Here is a 17,138-nt window from a genome sequence, read left to right as displayed (position 1 = left end):
ATTGATCGGAATCCCGGCCGGCTTCATGTCGGAATGGTGGCCGGCTTCAAATCGGAATACCCGGCCGGTTTGAATCGGAATCCGCAGCGTTCAACACGGCGAAGACACCGAAGCGGGCCTGCGCGAGCAGATTCGCTTTATCCTGAAAGCTCTCGACAAACCGGGCTAAGGCGTGCCGCACGCACTGTGGTTCCGGAGAAGGCAGCCATCCCATCTCCCGCTCCAGCAAGCGTGTCAGCGAGCCTCTGACCCGGTTGGGAGGCAACCGATAAAGCAACCCGTGACAGGATCCGCCGCGGTCGAGAGCCAACATCAATGCGGGGTAGGAGTGCATTTTTGGTAGCGGCCTGCATTGAACCCCCGACAGCTATCCCAAAGAAAATCAACGGCTTAGGCGTTCGTAGGATTAGTCTCCGACATACGTCTGAATTTTTCTCTGAAAAATCAATAAGTTATTGAAGTGCGGTGGTAGCGGAGGAGGGACTCGAACCCCCGACACAAGGATTATGATTCCTCTGCTCTAACCGACTGAGCTACTCCGCCCCATAGGCGTCCGCCGTGCCACGCTGTTGCGCGTCTCGTGCGGGCCTCGCCAAGGCTGGGCGGATATAGATGCGTGGCCGCGAGCCTGTCAAGCGCTCGTTCGCCTCGAAGGCCGTGCGGCGCAAGATTGTGCCGCCGGCGCTTGCCTTCGGGTCATATCTTGGCGCGGCAAATGGTTCCAGGGGTTGAGTTCGCGCCCCGCCATGGCTATGTGTCGCCTGATTTTTCCGGGCAAGCAGAACATGGCGCCACGTATAGCAGTCCTCGGGTGTGGATACTGGGGCAGCAATCATATCCGAACGCTGGACAAGCTCGGCGCCCTGCATGCCGTGTCCGACGCCAATCGGGCCCGCGCCGAAGGCTTTGCCAGCGAGCATGATTGCGAGGCGATCCCGCCGGAGGAGCTTTTCGGGCGCGCCGACATCGACGCCATCGTCATGGCTCTGCCGCCGCAGTTGCATTCCGAAAACGCCATCCGTGCCGTGGGGGCGGGCAAGGACGTGCTGGTGGAAAAGCCGATTGCGCTCAACGTGCCCGACGCGGAAAAATCCGTCGCCGCGGCCAAGGCCAACAACCGGATCTTCATGGTCGGCCATGTGCTGCGCTTTCATCCCGCCTTCCAGAAGCTGAAGGCGCTGATCGACACCGGCGAACTGGGCGAGATCAAATACATCCATTCGCACCGCCTGGGGCTCGGCAAGTTCCACACCGAGAACGACGCGCTGTGGGACCTCGCACCGCACGATCTGTCCATGATCCTGGCCATTACAGGCTCGGCGCCCGTCGAGATCCGCGGCGAGGGGGCCGCGCTGCTCGACAATCTCAGCGATTTCGCCCATCTGCACATGCGCTTTCCCGACGGGGTGCGCAGCCATCTGTTCGCCTCGCGCCTCAATCCCTATCGCGAGCGCCGCCTGACGGTGGTGGGCACCCGCGCCATGGCCGTTTTCGACGACGTGGAGCCGTGGGAGCGCAAGCTCGCCGTCTATCGCCACGCAGTCTGGCAGGACAGCGGCCAATGGGCCTTCACCGCCAACGAGCCGAGCTATGTGGACGTCGCCCAGGGCATGCCTCTGACGCGCGAGCTGGAGCATTTTCTCCACTGCATCGCGACCCGCGAAACGCCGCTCACGAGCGGCGAGGAGGCGATCACCGTGCTGCGCATCCTGACGGCCGGCACGGTGCTGCATGATTGAATCCGTGCGCGGGTCGGGTCGCGTTTCACGCCGGCGAAACGCCGCTTCACCATGCGTTACATGGCGCAGATGTGATTGATCGGAGAGCGGCTGGCGCGGACGGACCAAAACCCATATTTCAACCTGCGGGGTTAACGCAGCCGTTTCGACCAGCCGGTCGGCTTCAGCTTGGGGAAGACATGCAATTCATCGACCTTGGCGCGCAGCGCGCGCGCATCGCAGACCGCATCGAGGCCGCCATCGCGCGCGTCGTGGCGGAAGGCAAATATATCCTCGGTCCGGAGGTCGCCCGTTTCGAGGAACAGCTTGCCGACTATATCGGCGTGAAGCACGCGGTGGCCTGCGCCAACGGAACCGACGCGCTTCTCCTGCCGCTTCTGGCGGCGGGCATCGGCCCGGGCGACGCGGTGTTCTGCCCGAGCTTCACCTTCGCCGCGACCGCGGAGGTGGTGGCGCTTGCCAAGGCCGAGCCGGTTTTCGTCGACATCGATCCCGACAGCTACAACATCTCGGCCGCTTCGCTCGAGGCGGCAATCGCCATGGTCAAGGCCGAGGGGAGGCTTCAGCCGAAGGCGATCATCCCGGTCGACCTGTTCGGGCTCGCTGCCGATTACCCCGCCATCGAGGCGATCGCCGAGCAGGAAGGCCTGATGATCATCGAGGATGCCGCTCAGGCGACGGGCGGCAAGCGCGACGGGCGCATGTGCGGATCCTTCGGCAAGGTCGGTTCCACCAGCTTCTATCCGGCCAAGCCGCTCGGATGCTATGGCGACGGCGGCGCCATGCTCACCGATGACGGCGAATTCGCCGAGCGCCTGCGCTCCTTCGCCTTTCACGGCAAGGGCGAGAGCCAGTACGACAATATCCATGTCGGCCTCAACTCGCGTCTCGATACGATCCAGGCGGCGATCCTGATCGAGAAGCTGGCGATCCTGGAAGAAGAGATGGAGGCCCGTCAGGACGTGGCGGCGCGCTACGGCGCCGGTTTTGGCGATCTCGTCAAGACGCCGGCCATCCCGTCCGGCAATCGTTCGGCCTGGGCGCAATACGCCATCGAGACCTCGCATCGCGACGGGCTCAAGGCGCATCTGCAGGAAAAGGGCATTCCCAGCGTCATCTATTATGTAAAGCCGCTGCATCTGCAGGTGGCCTACGAGAATTTCCTGCGTTCGCCGGGCGGCTTGGACGTCTCGGAAGCCGTGCCGCAGCGCATCCTGTGCCTGCCGATGCATCCCTATCTGGCGCCGTCGGACCAGGACCGCATTGTCGAGGCGGTGCGCGAATTCATCGAATCCCAGGGCAAGCGCGCCGCGGCCGGCGCGTAGTGCCGCGCTGGGTGTGGGTGATGCACATCCTTCATCGTCTCCCGGAAGCCTGAACGAAGCGAAGGCTATCCGGGACCCCATTGCAACATGATCGTCGAGCACGTCCGGTCCTCGTAAAGGGGCTACCGTTGTCGACTGCGTCTTCTGTGGAGACCGGCCGTGCCTACTCAATGGGTCCCGGCTCTCGCTCCGCTCGGCCGGGATGACGCGAGAGGGCGCTCGGCCGGGATGACGTGCGAAGGACGATCGACCAGGATGGTACGCCGGCCGATGGGCGCCGAAGGGTCAATGCCGGCCCGGCTCAGCCGGCGGCCAACTCCGGCTTGTTCTTCAACTTGGCAAGCATTGCCTCGGCCTCGCGGTCGCGCTCGGAGCGCTCGATGAAGCCGCCGCCGAAGACGCGTGCATCGTCGCCGGTGTCGGAATAGAGCACGCAGGCCTGACCCGGCGCGACGCCGGCTTCGCCGTCGACGAGTTCGACCCGCACGCGGCCACCACCGTCATTGTGCAGGCTCGCCGGCTGCGGCGGCCGGGTGGAGCGGACTTTTGCGTAGAGTTCGAGCCCTTCGGCCGGAATGTCGGCGAGCGCAATATCGCCCAGCCAGTTGAAGTCGCGCAGGAAGACGCGGTGCGTCTCAAGCGCCTCGCGCGGCCCGACGATGACACGTCCGCCCTCGGCGTCGAGATGCACCACGTAGAGCGGCTCGCCGGTCGCCACGCCGATGCCGCGGCGCTGGCCGATCGTGTAGTGCATGATGCCGTCATGGCGTCCGAGCTTGCGCCCGTCGATATGGACGATGTCGCCAGCCGTCGCCGCATCGGGCTTCAGCTTGGTGATGATGTCGGAATACTTGCCCTGGGGCACGAAGCAGATGTCCTGGCTGTCCTGCTTGGTGGCCACCGAAAGGCCCATCTTCTGCGCCATCTCGCGGACCTTTGCCTTGGGCAGTCCGCCGAGCGGAAAGCGCAGATAGTCGATCTGCGCCTGGGTGGTGGCGAAGAGGAAATAGCTCTGGTCGCGATCGGCGTCGACGGGGCGGTAAAGGGCGCGATGCGCGCCGTTGGGGCGCGAGCGGATATAGTGGCCGGTGGCAAGCGCGTCGGCGCCCAATTCCTGCGCCGTGACCAGCAGGTCGGCGAACTTGACCGTCTGGTTGCAGGCCACGCAGGGGATGGGCGTTTCGCCGGCCACGTAGCTCTCGGCAAACGGGTCGATCACCGCTTCGCGAAAGCGCTTTTCATAATTGAGCACGTAATGCGGGATGCCGAGCGTTTCGGCCACGCGCTGCGCGTCTTCAATGTCGCGGCCGGCGCAGCACGAGCCGGCACGGTGGACGGCGGACCCGTGGTCGTAGAGCTGCAGCGTCACGCCGACGACGTCGTAGCCTTCCTGGCTGAGAAGGCCTGCGACGACGGAAGAATCCACGCCGCCCGACATCGCCACCACGATGCGGGTATCTTCGGGACGTCCGGGGAGGTCGAGACTGTTCATTGCTCGCAACTTCGATCGTTGATGTTCGTGCGGTCCATATCCCATGTCGGACCGTTTATGCCAATCCCGCCGCTCCAATGCCGTTGGGCGCTGCAAGCCTAAGATAGGTCAGATGTCGTGCGTTCGCCAGTTGCAGGCAGCCACGGCGCGCGCAGCGCTTCAAGACCCGTAGATTACAAAGGGACAATTTGTCCAATTTGAGCAATCCCGAATCGTTACGGACTGCTTACCGGGCGTTTAGACATTTTTTAAAGCTGTCGGATTAGCTTGGCCTTGTTTTCGAGCATGTGTGTGTGGGTGCTGAGTAGAGAGTAACATGACCGAATTGGTTAGACCGCGTGTCAAATATGTCATCGGACCGGATGGCAGTCCGCTGACAGTTGCCGATCTCCCGCCCACCAATACGCGGCGCTGGGTCATCCGGCGCAAGGCCGAGGTCGTGGCCGCCGTGCGCGGCGGGCTGTTGAGCCTCGAGGAGGCCTGCCAGCGCTACAAGCTCACCGTCGAGGAATTTCTTTCCTGGCAGGCTTCCATCGACGAACATGGGCTTGCCGGGTTGCGCACGACGCGTATCCAGCAATATCGACATTGAGGCACCAGCCTTTCCACCTCGTCATCCTCGGGCGTGAGACCCGAGGATCCATGCCGGAGCTGTTGCGACGCGCATGGCGGTGCGGAACGTGTCGCCCTTTTTCACCATCTCGGCAGTCAGGAATGCTCAGGCATGGATCCCAGGGTCTGCGCCGCGCTGCGCCCGGCTCCACCCTGGGATGACGAAGGGGAAGCCGTGTCAGGGCTGACGAGGACCGTCGTGAGAGGGCGTCGGGCTGTTAGTAGTGGGTGTTGGCCGGCATCGCCGGTTGAGGCGCCAACCTGTCGGATGGCGGCCGATGCTGCCGCCTGAGGCGCCAACCTTCCCACCTCGTCATCCTCGGGCGTGAGACCCGAGGATCCATGCCGGAGCGGTTGTGACGTGCGCCTCGCTGCGCCCGGCTCCGCCGTGGGATGACGAAGAGGCAGCGGCCATTGCTCGACCGAATTGCTTCTTCGGAGACTGGCCTATCGCCTCGGGGGCGCTTGCCTCTCCGTGCAAGCGCGTCAGCCGGTCATTGCGCGGCGCATCTCGACGTCGTTGTCGCGCACTCGACCGTCACGGTTCTCCAATTGCTCGGCCTTCTGCAATTCCACCTCGGCCTCGGCCAGCGACGCTTCGGCGGCGGCCTTCTGCTGCATCAGCTCGTTGCGGGAATTGTTGAGATTGTCGCGACGTTGCCGCGCAGCCTTGGCGAATGTGGGATAGGCGAAGTGACTGACATCGGAAATGCCGGATTTCTGCTCCTCGATCTGGATCTGGGCGTCGAGCTCGCCGGCCATGCGATCGAATTCGGCAACCATCTGATCGAGTTGCAGGAGTTGACGGCGTTTCTCGTTCACCTGGAACTGCTTCAACCGGACGAGATTTTCACGTGCCTTCATGGACGACTACTCCCGATGCGTACACCGAACCCTGGGTTCGACCTTCGCTTCCACTAAAATGTTCCCCGCGGCGCACGTTCGGAAACAAAACCCTAATGTTTGGCGTCGCCGGTAACCATTCGTTTACGCGTATTGTTAATCATAGGGGGGAGGGCTTAAGGCCGAGTAAAAATATCGAGGCAGATGCGAGCTATCTGCAAGAGCGGAGTCGAATGAGTCGGTTGCGCCGGTTTCTTAAGTTGAAAGATTAACAAGTTCATCCAGTGAATATCGTTTTGATTCATATGGATGGCTCCGTTTGTTGAATGGTCCAATGGCGCTTGCCAAGCAGAATCAGATTCTGTTAACCAATTGCTGGCAGCCTGTGATTCAGGTAATGGATGCTGCGAGGCGGGTTTGTTGGCGCGTCAGGGCCGATCGCAGAGAAGGGGAAAGAGATGCGTGTCCTGCTGATTGAAGACGACGGTGCCACCGCGCAAAGCATCGAATTGATGCTGAAGTCGGAGAGTTTCAACGTCTACCTGACGGATCTCGGCGAAGAAGGCGTCGATCTCGGCAAGCTTTACGATTACGACATCATCCTGCTCGACTTGAACCTGCCGGATATGTCGGGCTACGAGGTTCTGCGCACGTTGCGCCTGTCGAAGGTGAAGACGCCGATCCTGATCCTGTCGGGCATGGCCGGCATCGAGGACAAGGTGCGCGGTCTCGGCTTCGGCGCCGACGACTACATGACCAAGCCGTTCCACAAGGACGAGCTGGTGGCGCGCATTCATGCGATCGTCCGCCGTTCCAAGGGCCATGCCCAATCGATCATCACCACCGGCGACCTTGTGGTCAATCTCGACGCCAAGACGGTCGAGGTCGGTGGACAGCGAGTGCACCTGACCGGCAAGGAATATCAGATGCTGGAGCTGCTTTCCTTGCGAAAGGGAACGACGCTGACCAAGGAGATGTTCCTCAACCACCTCTATGGCGGGATGGACGAGCCGGAACTGAAGATTATCGACGTCTTTATCTGCAAGCTCAGGAAGAAGCTCGACGCGGCGTCCGGCGGGCAGAATTTCATCGAAACGGTATGGGGCCGTGGCTACGTGCTGCGCGAACCCGAAGAGCTGCGCGCCACCGCCTGACTGTCGGCAGTCCTGATCGCCAGGCCACGGTGGGCGCGTACATGCCCTTGATATGAAAAGCCCGGTCGCGCGACCGGGCTTATCTTCATTGTTCGCGTCGGAAGATCAGGCCGCGGCCTGCAACTCGCGGAACCGTTCCATGAGCTGGGAACGGTTGAAGGGCTTGAGCATATAGCCCTGGGCGCCGGCGCGCTTTGCCCGCATGATCGCGCCGATGTCGAATGCCAGCATGGAGACCAGGATGCGCACGTTCCGGCTTTCCGGCATCGCGCGCACGGATTTGATGAATTCGGTGGTCGCCATGTCCGGCAGGACGCCGTCGACGAGGATCGAATCCGGCATTTCGGCGGCACACATCGCCAGCGCGTCCGACCCGTTGTTGGCCTCCAGAACCGCCATCTCCGGGCTGCCCAGAATGCGCTTGACGACCTTTCTTATGATGCTCGAATCATCGACGACCATACAACGTTTCATAGTCCCTTTCCCCGTGTGATCCCGTTTGCCAAGTCCCCTGCAAACGGCTGTCCCACGGGCCAGACTAGCCACGAGAGTGAAAGAAACGGCAAAGACCGTGTCTAAAATTGTCGGGAAATCGGCGCCGCCTTGCCGGTGGCGTCACAGGGCGTCGGGGAAAACCGGTTCTGTGTTATTCGGCCAGGCTCGCCTTCAGAGTGATTTCCTCGGCACCCGCCCGGATGCTGATGTCCATGGCCGTTTCGCGGGCAAGCAGCAGCGTGTAGTAGGGCTGGATGGCGTGGGCGTCGATCGCCTCTTCCGGCCTGTTGCCACTGTGCATTTCGAGGAATTTGGGCGGCACGCGAACCATGGGACCTGTGGCCGTCAACGTGAAGACCGGCCGCGTTTCCAGATCGGCCAGCTCGACCCTGATGCTGCCGCCGCGTGGAATCGCGCCGGCCGCCACGAGCAGCAGGTTCAGCAGCAGCTTGACCTGGTTCTTCGGCAGGAGCGCCCGTCCGCCGTGCCATTCCACATTGGGTTTCTCGTTGGCGAAATAGCCGGCGGCGACGGTCGCCGCGTCGCCGGTATCGATCTGCATGCCCGCCGATCCTGCGGCGCCGAAGGCGATGCGGGCGAATTGCAGCCTTGCCGAGGCGCTGCGCGCACTCGCCTTGATGAGCATCATGGCGTCTTCGTCCGCGCCACCTTCCTCCAGAAGCTCCAGGCCATTGTTGATAGCGCCGACCGGCGAGATGATATCGTGACAAACACGGCTGCACAGAAGCGCTGCGAGATCGGGTGCTGAAAGTGTGAACAATTCGGCCATCGCCAAAGAACTCCCGCGTGCGTCAGGCGTATCCAGGTCAAGAACAAGGGAAGCCGTGGCGACGAATCACCCGGATACCCCCCTCGTCTTTTCGTTGCACAAGCATCCGGGCGTCGCAAGAAAGGCCGGGCCGAATAGGGCGAAAAGCCATGCTGGCGCCATGTTTGTGCGGATGTTTAATGGTTGAAAAACAATTACGGAATAGTTTCGATTCGAATCAGTCAGGCGGCCGCAAGAGTCGCCGGTGTTGCGCAGCGGAGGCGCCGGCAGGGCCGCTCCCAGAACGAGAGTGGAAAATATGCATCCTATCAGAATCCTTGATGCAGCCACGCGGCTGATCGCAGCTTTGACGATCGCGGTCATCGCGCTTGCGGGGCCGGCCAGGGCGGCAGCGACGGACCAGGGCTATACGGTTCAGGAAATCGTCGATGCCGGCCATGGCTTCTTCGGCGCCACGTCGGGCGGACTGGCAACCGCAATCGAACAGATCTTCTCCAGCTACGGCCTGCCGAACGGCTATATCCTCGGCGAGGAGGGTTCCGGTGCATTCATCGGCGGCCTGACCTATGGCGAGGGCACGCTCTACACCAAGAACGCCGGCGACCATCCGCTGTTCTGGCAAGGACCGTCGATCGGCTGGGATTTCGGCGGCCAGGGATCGCGGCTGATGATCCTGGTCTACAATCTGCAGAGCGTGGACGGCGTCTACCGGCGCTACGGCGGTGTGGCGGGATCGGCCTATCTTGTCGCCGGCGTCGGCTTCAACGTGCTGAAGAACAACGACGTCCTTCTGGTGCCGGTGCGCACCGGCGTCGGCGCGCGGCTGGGTGTCAATGTCGGCTACCTGAAGCTCACACCGCAGGCGACCTGGAACCCGTTCTGAGGCACCGCGCAGGCTTGTCGCCGATCGGTGAGCAAACGAGCGCAGTTATGGAAATGACGTGCCGACATGGCACAATGTCGGCGCGATGCGTGGCGCCTGCTGCTGGAGCGCCCTATGTGCGTCCAAAACGACGCGTAGCGTTCCGGCGCAGCATCTTCCCGCGCCGAAGGGAATAATTGCGGTGACCGAATTCGTCCTCATATTCCTTTTGGGTTTCTGCTGCGCGGCCTTCCTGGCTCTTCTGGCCGCGCCTTCCGTTTGGCGACGTGCGGTGTCGCTCACCACGGAGCGCATCGAGGCCACGGTTCCGCTGACCGTCGGCGAGTTCAAGGCGGAGAACGACCGTCAGCGTGCCGAGCACGCCATGGAGGTCCGGCGTATCGAGATCGCGCTGAAAGCCGAGCGCGAGAAGGTCGCCCGCCAGGAGGCCGAGATCGCCCGTCAGCACGAAGCCATCCGCCACCTCACCGAGGATCTCGAAGGAGCGACGGCACAAGCCGACACTCGGCAATCGGCCGATCTGCATCTTGGCGGCGCCCTCGATGCAGGCGAAGAGGAGGTCGGGCATCTGGCGCATCGGCTCAAGCAGGCGGAGACCGTGCTGCATGAGCGAGAGACGGAGGTCGACAGGTTGACCCGCATGCTGGAGGAGGCCAGCCTGGACTCGAGCAACCGCCAGATCGACCTTGCCGCGCGCGAAAGCGAGATTGCAAGCCTGCACAGCGAGCTTGCCGGGCTGCGCGCAAAGGGCCAGGAGATGGAGCACGACGGCGCCGAGGCGACGGTGGCCGATCCAGAGGCCAAGATGGACGGCAATGACAGAGAGGCCGCGGAGCGGCGCGAGACATCCGCCTCGCCTGACGCCGGTGAGAAAAACCGGCCGAACGGCTCCGGCGACCTGGAGGAAAGGCTTGCCGAGGTCCTGAAGGCGAAGGAGCGCCTGCAGCAGGAACTCGCCGCGCTTGGTGCCCAGCCATCAATGGACAATGCGTCGCGGCAGGCCGAGGAAGCCGAATTGCGCGACCGGATCGGCGGTGTTGCCGCCGAGATCCTTCACCTTGCCGTGACTCTCGATGGGGCCGATTCGCCGATCCACGACCTGCTCGAGCAGGAGCCCGGGCCCGAAAGCGGCAAAGGCCGCTCGCAGGTGCCGAGCCTCGCCGAGAGAGTTCGCGCCCTCAGTTAGCAAAGTTATATTGCTCAGCCGGGCCATAGCCGGTGCAGGGCGATGGCCGAGGCCGAGGCGACGTTGAGGCTGTCGAAGCTTTCCGACATGCCGATGCGCACCGTCTTCAGTCGTGTCATCAGCGACGGCGGCAGGCCGGGCCCCTCGCTGCCCAGATAGAGGGCGGTCGGGCCGCGGCGCGTGATGGTCGCAATGTCGTGCTCGCCGCGGGGCGTCAGTGCATATTGCGCAAAGCCGCGGCCGTCGAGCATGTCGACAAGGTCGTCAGCCGTTCCTTGGCGTGCAAAGGGCACTTTCAGCGCCGCGCCGACCGAAACACGTATTGCCTTGCGGTAGAGCGGATCGCAGCAGGTTTCGTCGAGCAGCACCGCGTCGGCCTCGAAGGCGGCGGCATTGCGGAAGATGGCGCCGACATTGTCGTGGTTGGTGATGCCGACCGGCACCACGACCAGGGGATTTTCGCCGAGAGTATCCAACAGCGCGGCCGGGTCTTCGTCGGTGTGCCGCAGCCCGACGGCCAGAACGCCGCGATGGACATGGAAGCCGGCGAGACTGTCCATCACTTCGGCCGATACGCTGTAGACGGGAACGTCGTCAGGCGCGGGCTCGATGAGTTCCATCGCCCCGGCAACGCGGTTTTCCAGAAGCAGGATCGATTCGGTGGCGAAGCGGTTTTGCCGAAACAGGACGTTGAGGACCACCTTGCCCTCGGCGATGAAGCGTCCCTGCCGGCCGACGAGATCGCGCTCGCGGATGTCGCGATAGGCGGCCAGCCGCGGATCGCCCGGATCCGTGATCGTGATGAGCGGCCGCACGTGGATGATTTCCTCTGTAGATCGCTTTGTGAACGGATCCTGCCGTCGCCAGGGCAAAGCCCATCGGCGCCTTCCCGTCACACGGTGACGGTGGTGCATTCACCTGTCTACCCCAACATCTATTTGCCGGCGACGAATATCTGATCGAGCGTGTCGAACAGCAGGCGCACATCCTTCGACTTGCAAGAATAGTAGATCGTCTGCTTGTCCCTTCGCGTCTGAACCAACCCGAGGCCCCGCAGCCGGGCCAGATGCTGCGACAAGGCCGACTGGCTCAGCCCGACGCGGTCGGCAATCGTTCCGACAGGCAGTTCCTCGTTCAGGATCTCGCAGATGATCTGGATGCGCTTGCTGTTGGCAAATGCCGTCAGGAACAATGCGGCATTGTCGGCCTTTTTCGCCAAACGTGCTTGCACGGTACCGCCTCCATCAGCGGGTTGATACGTCCCCCGCAGCGAAGGTGCATGGCGGTTATCGGCTCACAGTGCCAACACCTTCCTGTATCACTATATTAGTCCAGTTTGAACTTCTGTGAAAGGACCACGTCGATTATTTTATGCCGGGTAAGAACTTATTTGCCCAGAGCCTCGCGCGCGGCGCGCGCCATGTTGACGAGGGCAGGGCGCATCGCGCCAGCCTCGGCAAGCGTTTCGTCGAAGAAGATGCGGCGTATATCATCTCCCGCGGCAATGTCGATGCCCTCGGCATCGATCCCGGTCAGGGTCCAGTTGGACTCCGGCGCGCCGGCGAAATGCGCTGCATAGAGGCGCACGGCATCGCTGTGATCGGCGTTCATGTGGTCGATCGCCGATTGCTCGGCGGCAGCCAGCGCCTCGTTGGCCGGGCTGAGGCTCAGAAGATCGCCGCGCCCGAGCGCATAGGCCTTGCCGAAACCGCCATTAAGGCTCGCCCGCTGCGGCTCCAGGCGAAACAGCGCGAAGTCGGGAAAATCGACGTAGAGCTTCGCCTTGGGCTGGCGGTTGAGGAAGCGCCGGCGGGCGCGCTCGTGATCGGGCGTGGCGCGCTCGAGCTTCGCGGCCTCGCAGATGAGCGTCATGCGCGGATGGGCAAGCGGGTCGCCGCGTCCGGGTTCGCCGATGAGCAGCGAACAGCGGGGATCTGCTTCCAGGCCGCCCGTATGGGCCGAAAGCGCCGAGACCAGGATGAGCGGCGTGCCGTCGATGTCGGTTGCCGTCGCAACGCGGCTGGCGAACGGGACACCGGTCGTCGGCTCCAGCACCGCCAGCGCCGCATAACGCGCTGCGCGCACCAACGTTTTCGCCTGCCGGATCGCCGCGTCATCCGTTTCGCGCAGCAGGTCCTTCTTCTCGGCGCTCATCGCTGCATCCCATCTTGAAACTTGTATCGACGGCTTAATGTCGGATGATGCCTGCGCTGGCAAGGGCTTTGACTTCCTCATCCTCGATGCCGAAGAACGCCAGCGCGGCGCTCGTCGCTTGCGGGCTGGCAACGGCCGGCGCCGCCATCTGCGAAGGGCTGCGCGAAAAGCGCGGCGCGGGTGCCGGGCGTGTCATCGCGCCTGACGAGGCAAATGTCTGCCGCGCCTGATTGTGCGGATGATCCGGCGCCTCGGCGAGCGACAGGACCGGCGCGACGCAGGCATCGGTGTCGGCGAACAGCGCCGCCCAGTCGTCGCGCGGTTTCTCCGCGATCCTGGCGGCAATCGCGGTGCGCATGGCCGGCCATGCCTTGCGGTCGTATTGGGCCGCGGCGAATTCGTCTGCAAGCGGCAGCAGACGTGCGAATTCGGCGAAGAATTGCGGCTCCAGACAGGCGACGGCGACGTGCCTGCCATCGGCCGTTTCATAGGTATCGTAGAACGGGCATCCTGAATCGAGCAGGTTGGAGCTGCGGCTGTCGCGCCAGATCCCGGCGCCCAGAAAGGCGAAGAAGGGTGCGGCGAGCATGGCCGCTCCGTCGATCATCGCCGCGTCGACCACCTGGCCCTTGCCCGAGCGGCCACGTTCCAGGAGCGCGGCGAGCACGCCGGCGATCAGGAACATGGTGCCGCCGCCATAGTCGGCCGCCAGGTTGAGCGGCGGCACCGGTTTGCCGTCCTTCGGACCGATCGCGTGCAGCACGCCCGAATAGGCGAGATAGGTGAGGTCGTGGCCGGCGCGGTGGGCCAGCGGTCCTTCCTGGCCGAACCCGGTCATGCGGCCGTAGACGAGGCTGGGATTGCGCGCCTGCACGGCGTCGGGACCGAGACCGAACCGTTCCATGACGCCGGGACGGAACCCTTCGAGAAGCACATCCGCATTTTCGCAAAGCCGAAGCAGGAAATCGGTTCCTTCCTCGCGCTTCAGGTCGAGCCTGACGGTGTGGCGCCCTTGGCGGTCGATGTCGAATTCGGGTGGGATGTCGAGGAAGGCGCGGGTCGAGGAAAGGCGTTCGACCCGCAGCACCGTGGCTCCCATTTCCCCCAGCATCAGCCCGGCGAGCGGCACCGGGCCGAGCCCGGCCATCTCGATGATCCTGAGCCCGGCGAGCGGGCCTGTGCGCTTTTCCTCCGCCATGGCCGGACGCCTAGCGCGGCGCCATCCGGATGGCGCCGTCGAGACGGATCGTCTCGCCGTTGAGCATCTGGTTTTCCACGATATGGCAGGCCAGCGCTGCATATTCGGACGGTTCGCCGAGACGCGGCGGGAAGGGGACCTGTTGGCCCAGCGAGGCTTGCGCCTCCTCCGGCAGGCCCGCCATCATCGGCGTCTTGAAAATGCCCGGCGCGATGGTGCACACGCGGATGCCGCCGCGCGACAGGTCGCGCGCCACCGGCAGCGTCATGCCGACAATGCCGCCCTTGGAGGAGGAATAGGCGACCTGGCCGACCTGGCCGTCGAATGCGGCGACCGAGGCCGTGTTGATGATCACGCCGCGCTCGCCGCCCTCGAGCGGCTCCGAGGTCTCGCAGCGCACGGCGAACAGGCGGATCATGTTGAAGGTGCCGACGAGGTTGACCTCGATGACCTTCTTGTAGAGGTCGAGCGGATGCGCGCCGTCCTTGCCGGTCGTCTTCATGGCGATGGCGATGCCGGCACAGTTGACCAGGATGCGCGGCTCGCCGAGCTTGTCGGCGACCTCGGCAATCGCCGCCTCGGCATTGTCCGCGCTCGACACGTCGCATTTGACGGCGATGCCGCCGATATCGGCGGCGACCTTTTCAGCCTTGTCCATGCCGACATCGAAAATGGCCACCTTGGCGCCCTTGGCCGCCAGGGCGCGCGCCGTCGCCTCGCCGAGACCCGAGCCGCCGCCGGTGACGATCGCGACCTGTCCGGATGGGTTCATGTGGGGATCCTCCCGAATAATGTTATGAAGCAAAACAATCTTGCATCATCGTAGCGGGTGGAGCGTGGGATAGGCAAGCGCCGAAAAGGGCTCCGGCCGGCCTTTGCACAATGGCCGCCGGAGCGCCGGTCTGGAGCATATTGATCTGGCGCGCATATCCTGCGTCAAACGGTTCCGTTGAAGCGAACGCGCGCTATTCGGCCAGGAAGGCGAAACGGATCACGAACAGGATGGCGACGATCCAGGTCGCCGGATGGACGTCGCGCGGACGCCCCGTGAGCGTTTTCAGCACCGCATAGCTGATGAAGCCGACGGCGAGTCCGTTGGCGATCGAATAGGTGAACGGCATTATCAGTGCGGTGAGGGCGGCGGGAACGGATTCGGTCACGTCGTCCCAGTCGATTTCCACCAGTTCGCGCATCATCAGCGCGGCGACGTAAAGCAGCGCCGGCGCGGTGGCGTAGGCCGGGACGGACCCGGCGAGCGGGGAAAACAGAAGCGCGGCGAGGAACAGCGCGGCGACGACCAGCGCGGTCAGGCCGGTGCGGCCGCCCGCCTGGACGCCGGAGGCGCTCTCGACATAGGCCGTGGTGCTGCTGGTGCCGAGCAGCGAGCCGGCGACGATCGCCGTACTGTCGGCCATCAGGGCGCGGCCCAGCCGGTTCTTCTTTCCCTCCTGCATGAGGCCGGCGCGCTTGGCCACACCGATCAGCGTACCCGTGGCGTCGAAGACCTCGACCAGCACGAAGACCAGGATGACATGCAGCAGCCCGCCATGCAGCGCGCCCCAGATATCGAGCTGCAGGAAAGTCGGCATGATGCTCGGCGGGGCCGACATGACGCCGCGGAACTCGCTGATGCCGAGCGCCATCGACAGGCCGGTGACGACGAGAATGCCGATGAGAATGGCGCCGCGCACCTTGAGCGCATCGAGTGCGGCAATGACGAAGAAGCCCAGGATCGCGAGCAGCGGGCCGGTCTGGGTGACGTCGCCCAGCGTGACGAATGTCGCCGGGCTGGCGACGACGATACCGGAGCTCTTCAGCGCGATGATGGCCAGGAAGAAGCCGATGCCGGCGGCGATCGCGCTGCGCATCGAGGCGGGAATCCCCGAGATCAGCCAGCGGCGCACGCCGGTGACCGTCAGGATCAGGAAGATGACGCCGGAGATGAAGACCGCGCCGAGCGCCTGCTGCCAGGTAAAGCCCATCGCGCCGACGACGGTGAAGGCGAAGAAGGCGTTGAGCCCCATGCCGGGCGCCATGCCGATCGGCCAACGCGCGAAGAGCGCCATGATCAGCGTGCCGAGCGCGGCGGCGAGACAGGTCGCGACAAAGACGGCGTCGCGATCCATGCCGGTCGACGACAGGATCTCCGGATTGACGAAGATGATATAGGCCATGGTCAGGAAGGTGGTCGCGCCGGCGACCACTTCCGTGCGCACGGAGGTGCCGTGCTGCTTCAGTTCGAAAAATTTCTCCAGCACGTTTCCTCCCATGCCGTTTTCGGCCGATCATTGCCTGCGCGGCGCAAAGCCGCCGCAACTGGTCCTTCGCCGCAGACATCCCTCCCGTCCGGCAGGCTCCGGACGTCGGCGAAAGACAATTTGCTCAGTGCCGAACGAATCCGTCCCGTTTGGGTATCGTCTTCGTTCGTGCGGCAAGCTTATGACAGCCGGCTGCGGGAAAAAGGCGGGAAAATTCCGCAGCAGTTTCAAAAAAGTCCGAAAGCAGAACCTCCCGCCCTTGTCGCATGTCTGCGGACCGGTTGGCGCGCTTCGCGGAACTGATTGCGTTGACAGGAAAGTTCGAGCCCTCACAGACCTTCGTCATGCTGACCTCAACTGTCATAGCCGGCAAGTTTCGTCAGTTCGTTAGGCCTTCCCGTCGACCCCGCGCAGGAACACTTCGACGGCCGATTGCACGTGGCACTCGATTTCCCGCTTGCCTGGCTGCCAGCCGGGAACAAGCATCGCGCGAAGATAAATATCCCCCTTGAACATTTCCACGAGTTGACGCGCGGCGAGGTTTGCATCCTCGATCCGCAGATGTCCCGCATCGGCCTGCATGCGAAGATAGTCGGCAACCATGCGGTAGCTGCGTTCCGGACCCTTCTCAAACATCGCGGCTCCTAGTGCCGGAAAGCGGGTTGTCTCGGCGATGACGATGCGGAACAAGGCAATCGCTTCGGGCGCCGTCAGCGCGGTTACAAACGCCGTTCCCGCCATCTGCAGCGCTTGCTCCGGGGTTCCTCGCTTCCAGTCCAGTGACGAAACCTGGTCGAGCAGACGGTCGAGCATGGCTTCGACAGTCGCGCTGAACAAACCTTCCTTATTGCCAAAGCGCTCGTAGATGGTGCGGCGGGAACCGCCGGCCTTGTCGATCACCATGTCGAGTGACGTGCCCTCATAGCCATGTATGAGAAACAGCTCGGTCGCCGCTGTCAGAATGGCGGTTTCGCGCAGGGCGCCGCGGCTCGCTCTATTCTCCATCGTT

General features: G+C 63.5%; 17 protein-coding genes and 1 tRNA gene. 6 read left to right on the top strand and 12 right to left on the bottom strand.

Annotated features, from left to right (window positions below):
* Nucleotides 1-466: 466 nt before the first annotated feature.
* A tRNA-Met gene (locus GM909_RS18930) sits at nt 467-543 on the bottom strand.
* A 242-nt stretch (nt 544-785) separates the two neighbouring features.
* Here GM909_RS18930 and GM909_RS18925 point away from each other — a divergent pair.
* Together GM909_RS18925 and GM909_RS18920 are read left to right on the top strand one after the other, a co-directional pair.
* Nucleotides 786-1,739 (top strand): Gfo/Idh/MocA family protein, encoded by a 954-nt coding sequence (locus GM909_RS18925; protein ID WP_157018723.1) that lies wholly within the window; start codon nt 786-788, stop codon nt 1,737-1,739.
* A 179-nt stretch (nt 1,740-1,918) separates the two neighbouring features.
* Nucleotides 1,919-3,064 carry a DegT/DnrJ/EryC1/StrS family aminotransferase gene (locus GM909_RS18920; RefSeq protein ID WP_157018721.1) on the top strand — a complete coding sequence of 382 codons (1,146 nt, stop codon included), beginning with the start codon at nt 1,919-1,921 and terminating at the stop codon, nt 3,062-3,064.
* 301 nt (nt 3,065-3,365) lie between these two features.
* On the opposite strand, the gene mnmA is transcribed toward GM909_RS18920, so the two are convergent.
* Nucleotides 3,366-4,556 carry a tRNA 2-thiouridine(34) synthase MnmA gene (gene mnmA / locus GM909_RS18915; RefSeq protein WP_157018719.1) on the bottom strand — a complete coding sequence of 397 codons (1,191 nt, stop codon included), beginning with the start codon at nt 4,554-4,556 and terminating at the stop codon, nt 3,366-3,368.
* Nucleotides 4,557-4,872: 316 nt separating this feature from the next.
* On the opposite strand from mnmA, the gene sciP reads away from it, so the two are divergent.
* Nucleotides 4,873-5,148, top strand: a complete 276-nt coding sequence (gene sciP / locus GM909_RS18910) for a CtrA inhibitor SciP (protein WP_157018717.1) — start codon at nt 4,873-4,875, stop codon at nt 5,146-5,148.
* 506 nt (nt 5,149-5,654) lie between these two features.
* Here the strand turns inward: sciP and GM909_RS18905 are convergent.
* Nucleotides 5,655-6,032, bottom strand: a complete 378-nt coding sequence (locus tag GM909_RS18905; RefSeq protein ID WP_157018715.1) for a flagellar export protein FliJ — start codon at nt 6,030-6,032, stop codon at nt 5,655-5,657.
* Nucleotides 6,033-6,469: 437 nt separating this feature from the next.
* Between GM909_RS18905 and ctrA the strand changes: the two genes are divergently transcribed.
* A complete protein-coding gene (gene ctrA / locus GM909_RS18900) occupies nt 6,470-7,165 on the top strand; it encodes a response regulator transcription factor CtrA (protein WP_157018713.1) in 696 nt (231 codons plus the stop codon).
* Nucleotides 7,166-7,270: 105 nt separating this feature from the next.
* Here the strand turns inward: ctrA and GM909_RS18895 are convergent, their stop codons facing one another.
* Both GM909_RS18895 and chpT read right to left on the bottom strand, forming a co-directional pair.
* Entirely contained in the window at nt 7,271-7,639 is a 369-nt protein-coding gene (locus tag GM909_RS18895; protein ID WP_157018711.1) for a response regulator, read from the bottom strand.
* 172 nt (nt 7,640-7,811) lie between these two features.
* Nucleotides 7,812-8,450 (bottom strand): histidine phosphotransferase ChpT, encoded by a 639-nt coding sequence (chpT, locus tag GM909_RS18890; RefSeq protein ID WP_157018709.1) that lies wholly within the window; start codon nt 8,448-8,450, stop codon nt 7,812-7,814.
* 298 nt (nt 8,451-8,748) lie between these two features.
* Here chpT and GM909_RS18885 point away from each other — a divergent pair, with 298 nt between their 5' ends.
* Together GM909_RS18885 and GM909_RS18880 are read left to right on the top strand one after the other, a co-directional pair.
* Nucleotides 8,749-9,333 carry a DUF1134 domain-containing protein gene (locus GM909_RS18885; RefSeq protein WP_157018707.1) on the top strand — a complete coding sequence of 195 codons (585 nt, stop codon included), beginning with the start codon at nt 8,749-8,751 and terminating at the stop codon, nt 9,331-9,333.
* A gap of 181 nt (nt 9,334-9,514) precedes the next feature.
* Nucleotides 9,515-10,519, top strand: coding sequence for a coiled-coil domain-containing protein (locus tag GM909_RS18880; protein WP_157018705.1), 1,005 nt, complete (start codon nt 9,515-9,517; stop codon nt 10,517-10,519).
* Nucleotides 10,520-10,533: 14 nt separating this feature from the next.
* Here GM909_RS18880 and GM909_RS18875 read toward each other — a convergent pair whose 3' ends face one another.
* From GM909_RS18875 to GM909_RS18845, 7 genes are all read right to left on the bottom strand, one after another.
* Nucleotides 10,534-11,334, bottom strand: a complete 801-nt coding sequence (locus GM909_RS18875; protein WP_235911967.1) for a TrmH family RNA methyltransferase — start codon at nt 11,332-11,334, stop codon at nt 10,534-10,536.
* 119 nt (nt 11,335-11,453) lie between these two features.
* Nucleotides 11,454-11,750, bottom strand: a complete 297-nt coding sequence (locus GM909_RS18870) for an ArsR/SmtB family transcription factor (protein ID WP_157018702.1) — start codon at nt 11,748-11,750, stop codon at nt 11,454-11,456.
* Nucleotides 11,751-11,905: 155 nt separating this feature from the next.
* Complete coding sequence (locus GM909_RS18865) at nt 11,906-12,673, bottom strand: HugZ family pyridoxamine 5'-phosphate oxidase (RefSeq protein WP_157018701.1); 768 nt, start codon at nt 12,671-12,673, stop codon at nt 11,906-11,908.
* 34 nt (nt 12,674-12,707) lie between these two features.
* Nucleotides 12,708-13,871, bottom strand: a complete 1,164-nt coding sequence (locus GM909_RS18860) for a CaiB/BaiF CoA transferase family protein (protein WP_157018700.1) — start codon at nt 13,869-13,871, stop codon at nt 12,708-12,710.
* 10 nt (nt 13,872-13,881) lie between these two features.
* Nucleotides 13,882-14,643 carry a 3-hydroxyacyl-CoA dehydrogenase gene (locus GM909_RS18855; protein ID WP_157018699.1) on the bottom strand — a complete coding sequence of 254 codons (762 nt, stop codon included), beginning with the start codon at nt 14,641-14,643 and terminating at the stop codon, nt 13,882-13,884.
* A 193-nt stretch (nt 14,644-14,836) separates the two neighbouring features.
* Nucleotides 14,837-16,129 carry an NCS2 family permease gene (locus tag GM909_RS18850; RefSeq protein WP_198174311.1) on the bottom strand — a complete coding sequence of 431 codons (1,293 nt, stop codon included), beginning with the start codon at nt 16,127-16,129 and terminating at the stop codon, nt 14,837-14,839.
* 387 nt (nt 16,130-16,516) lie between these two features.
* Nucleotides 16,517-17,134, bottom strand: a complete 618-nt coding sequence (locus GM909_RS18845) for a TetR/AcrR family transcriptional regulator (protein ID WP_157018697.1) — start codon at nt 17,132-17,134, stop codon at nt 16,517-16,519.
* Nucleotides 17,135-17,138: the final 4 nt, after the last annotated feature.

The organism is Mesorhizobium xinjiangense (assembly GCF_009749525.1).
GTDB classification, from domain to species: Bacteria; Pseudomonadota; Alphaproteobacteria; order Rhizobiales; family Rhizobiaceae; genus Mangrovimarina; species Mangrovimarina xinjiangensis.
The sequence above is the reverse complement of the archived record's forward strand: the minus strand, read 5'-3'. Positions and strand labels throughout refer to the sequence as shown.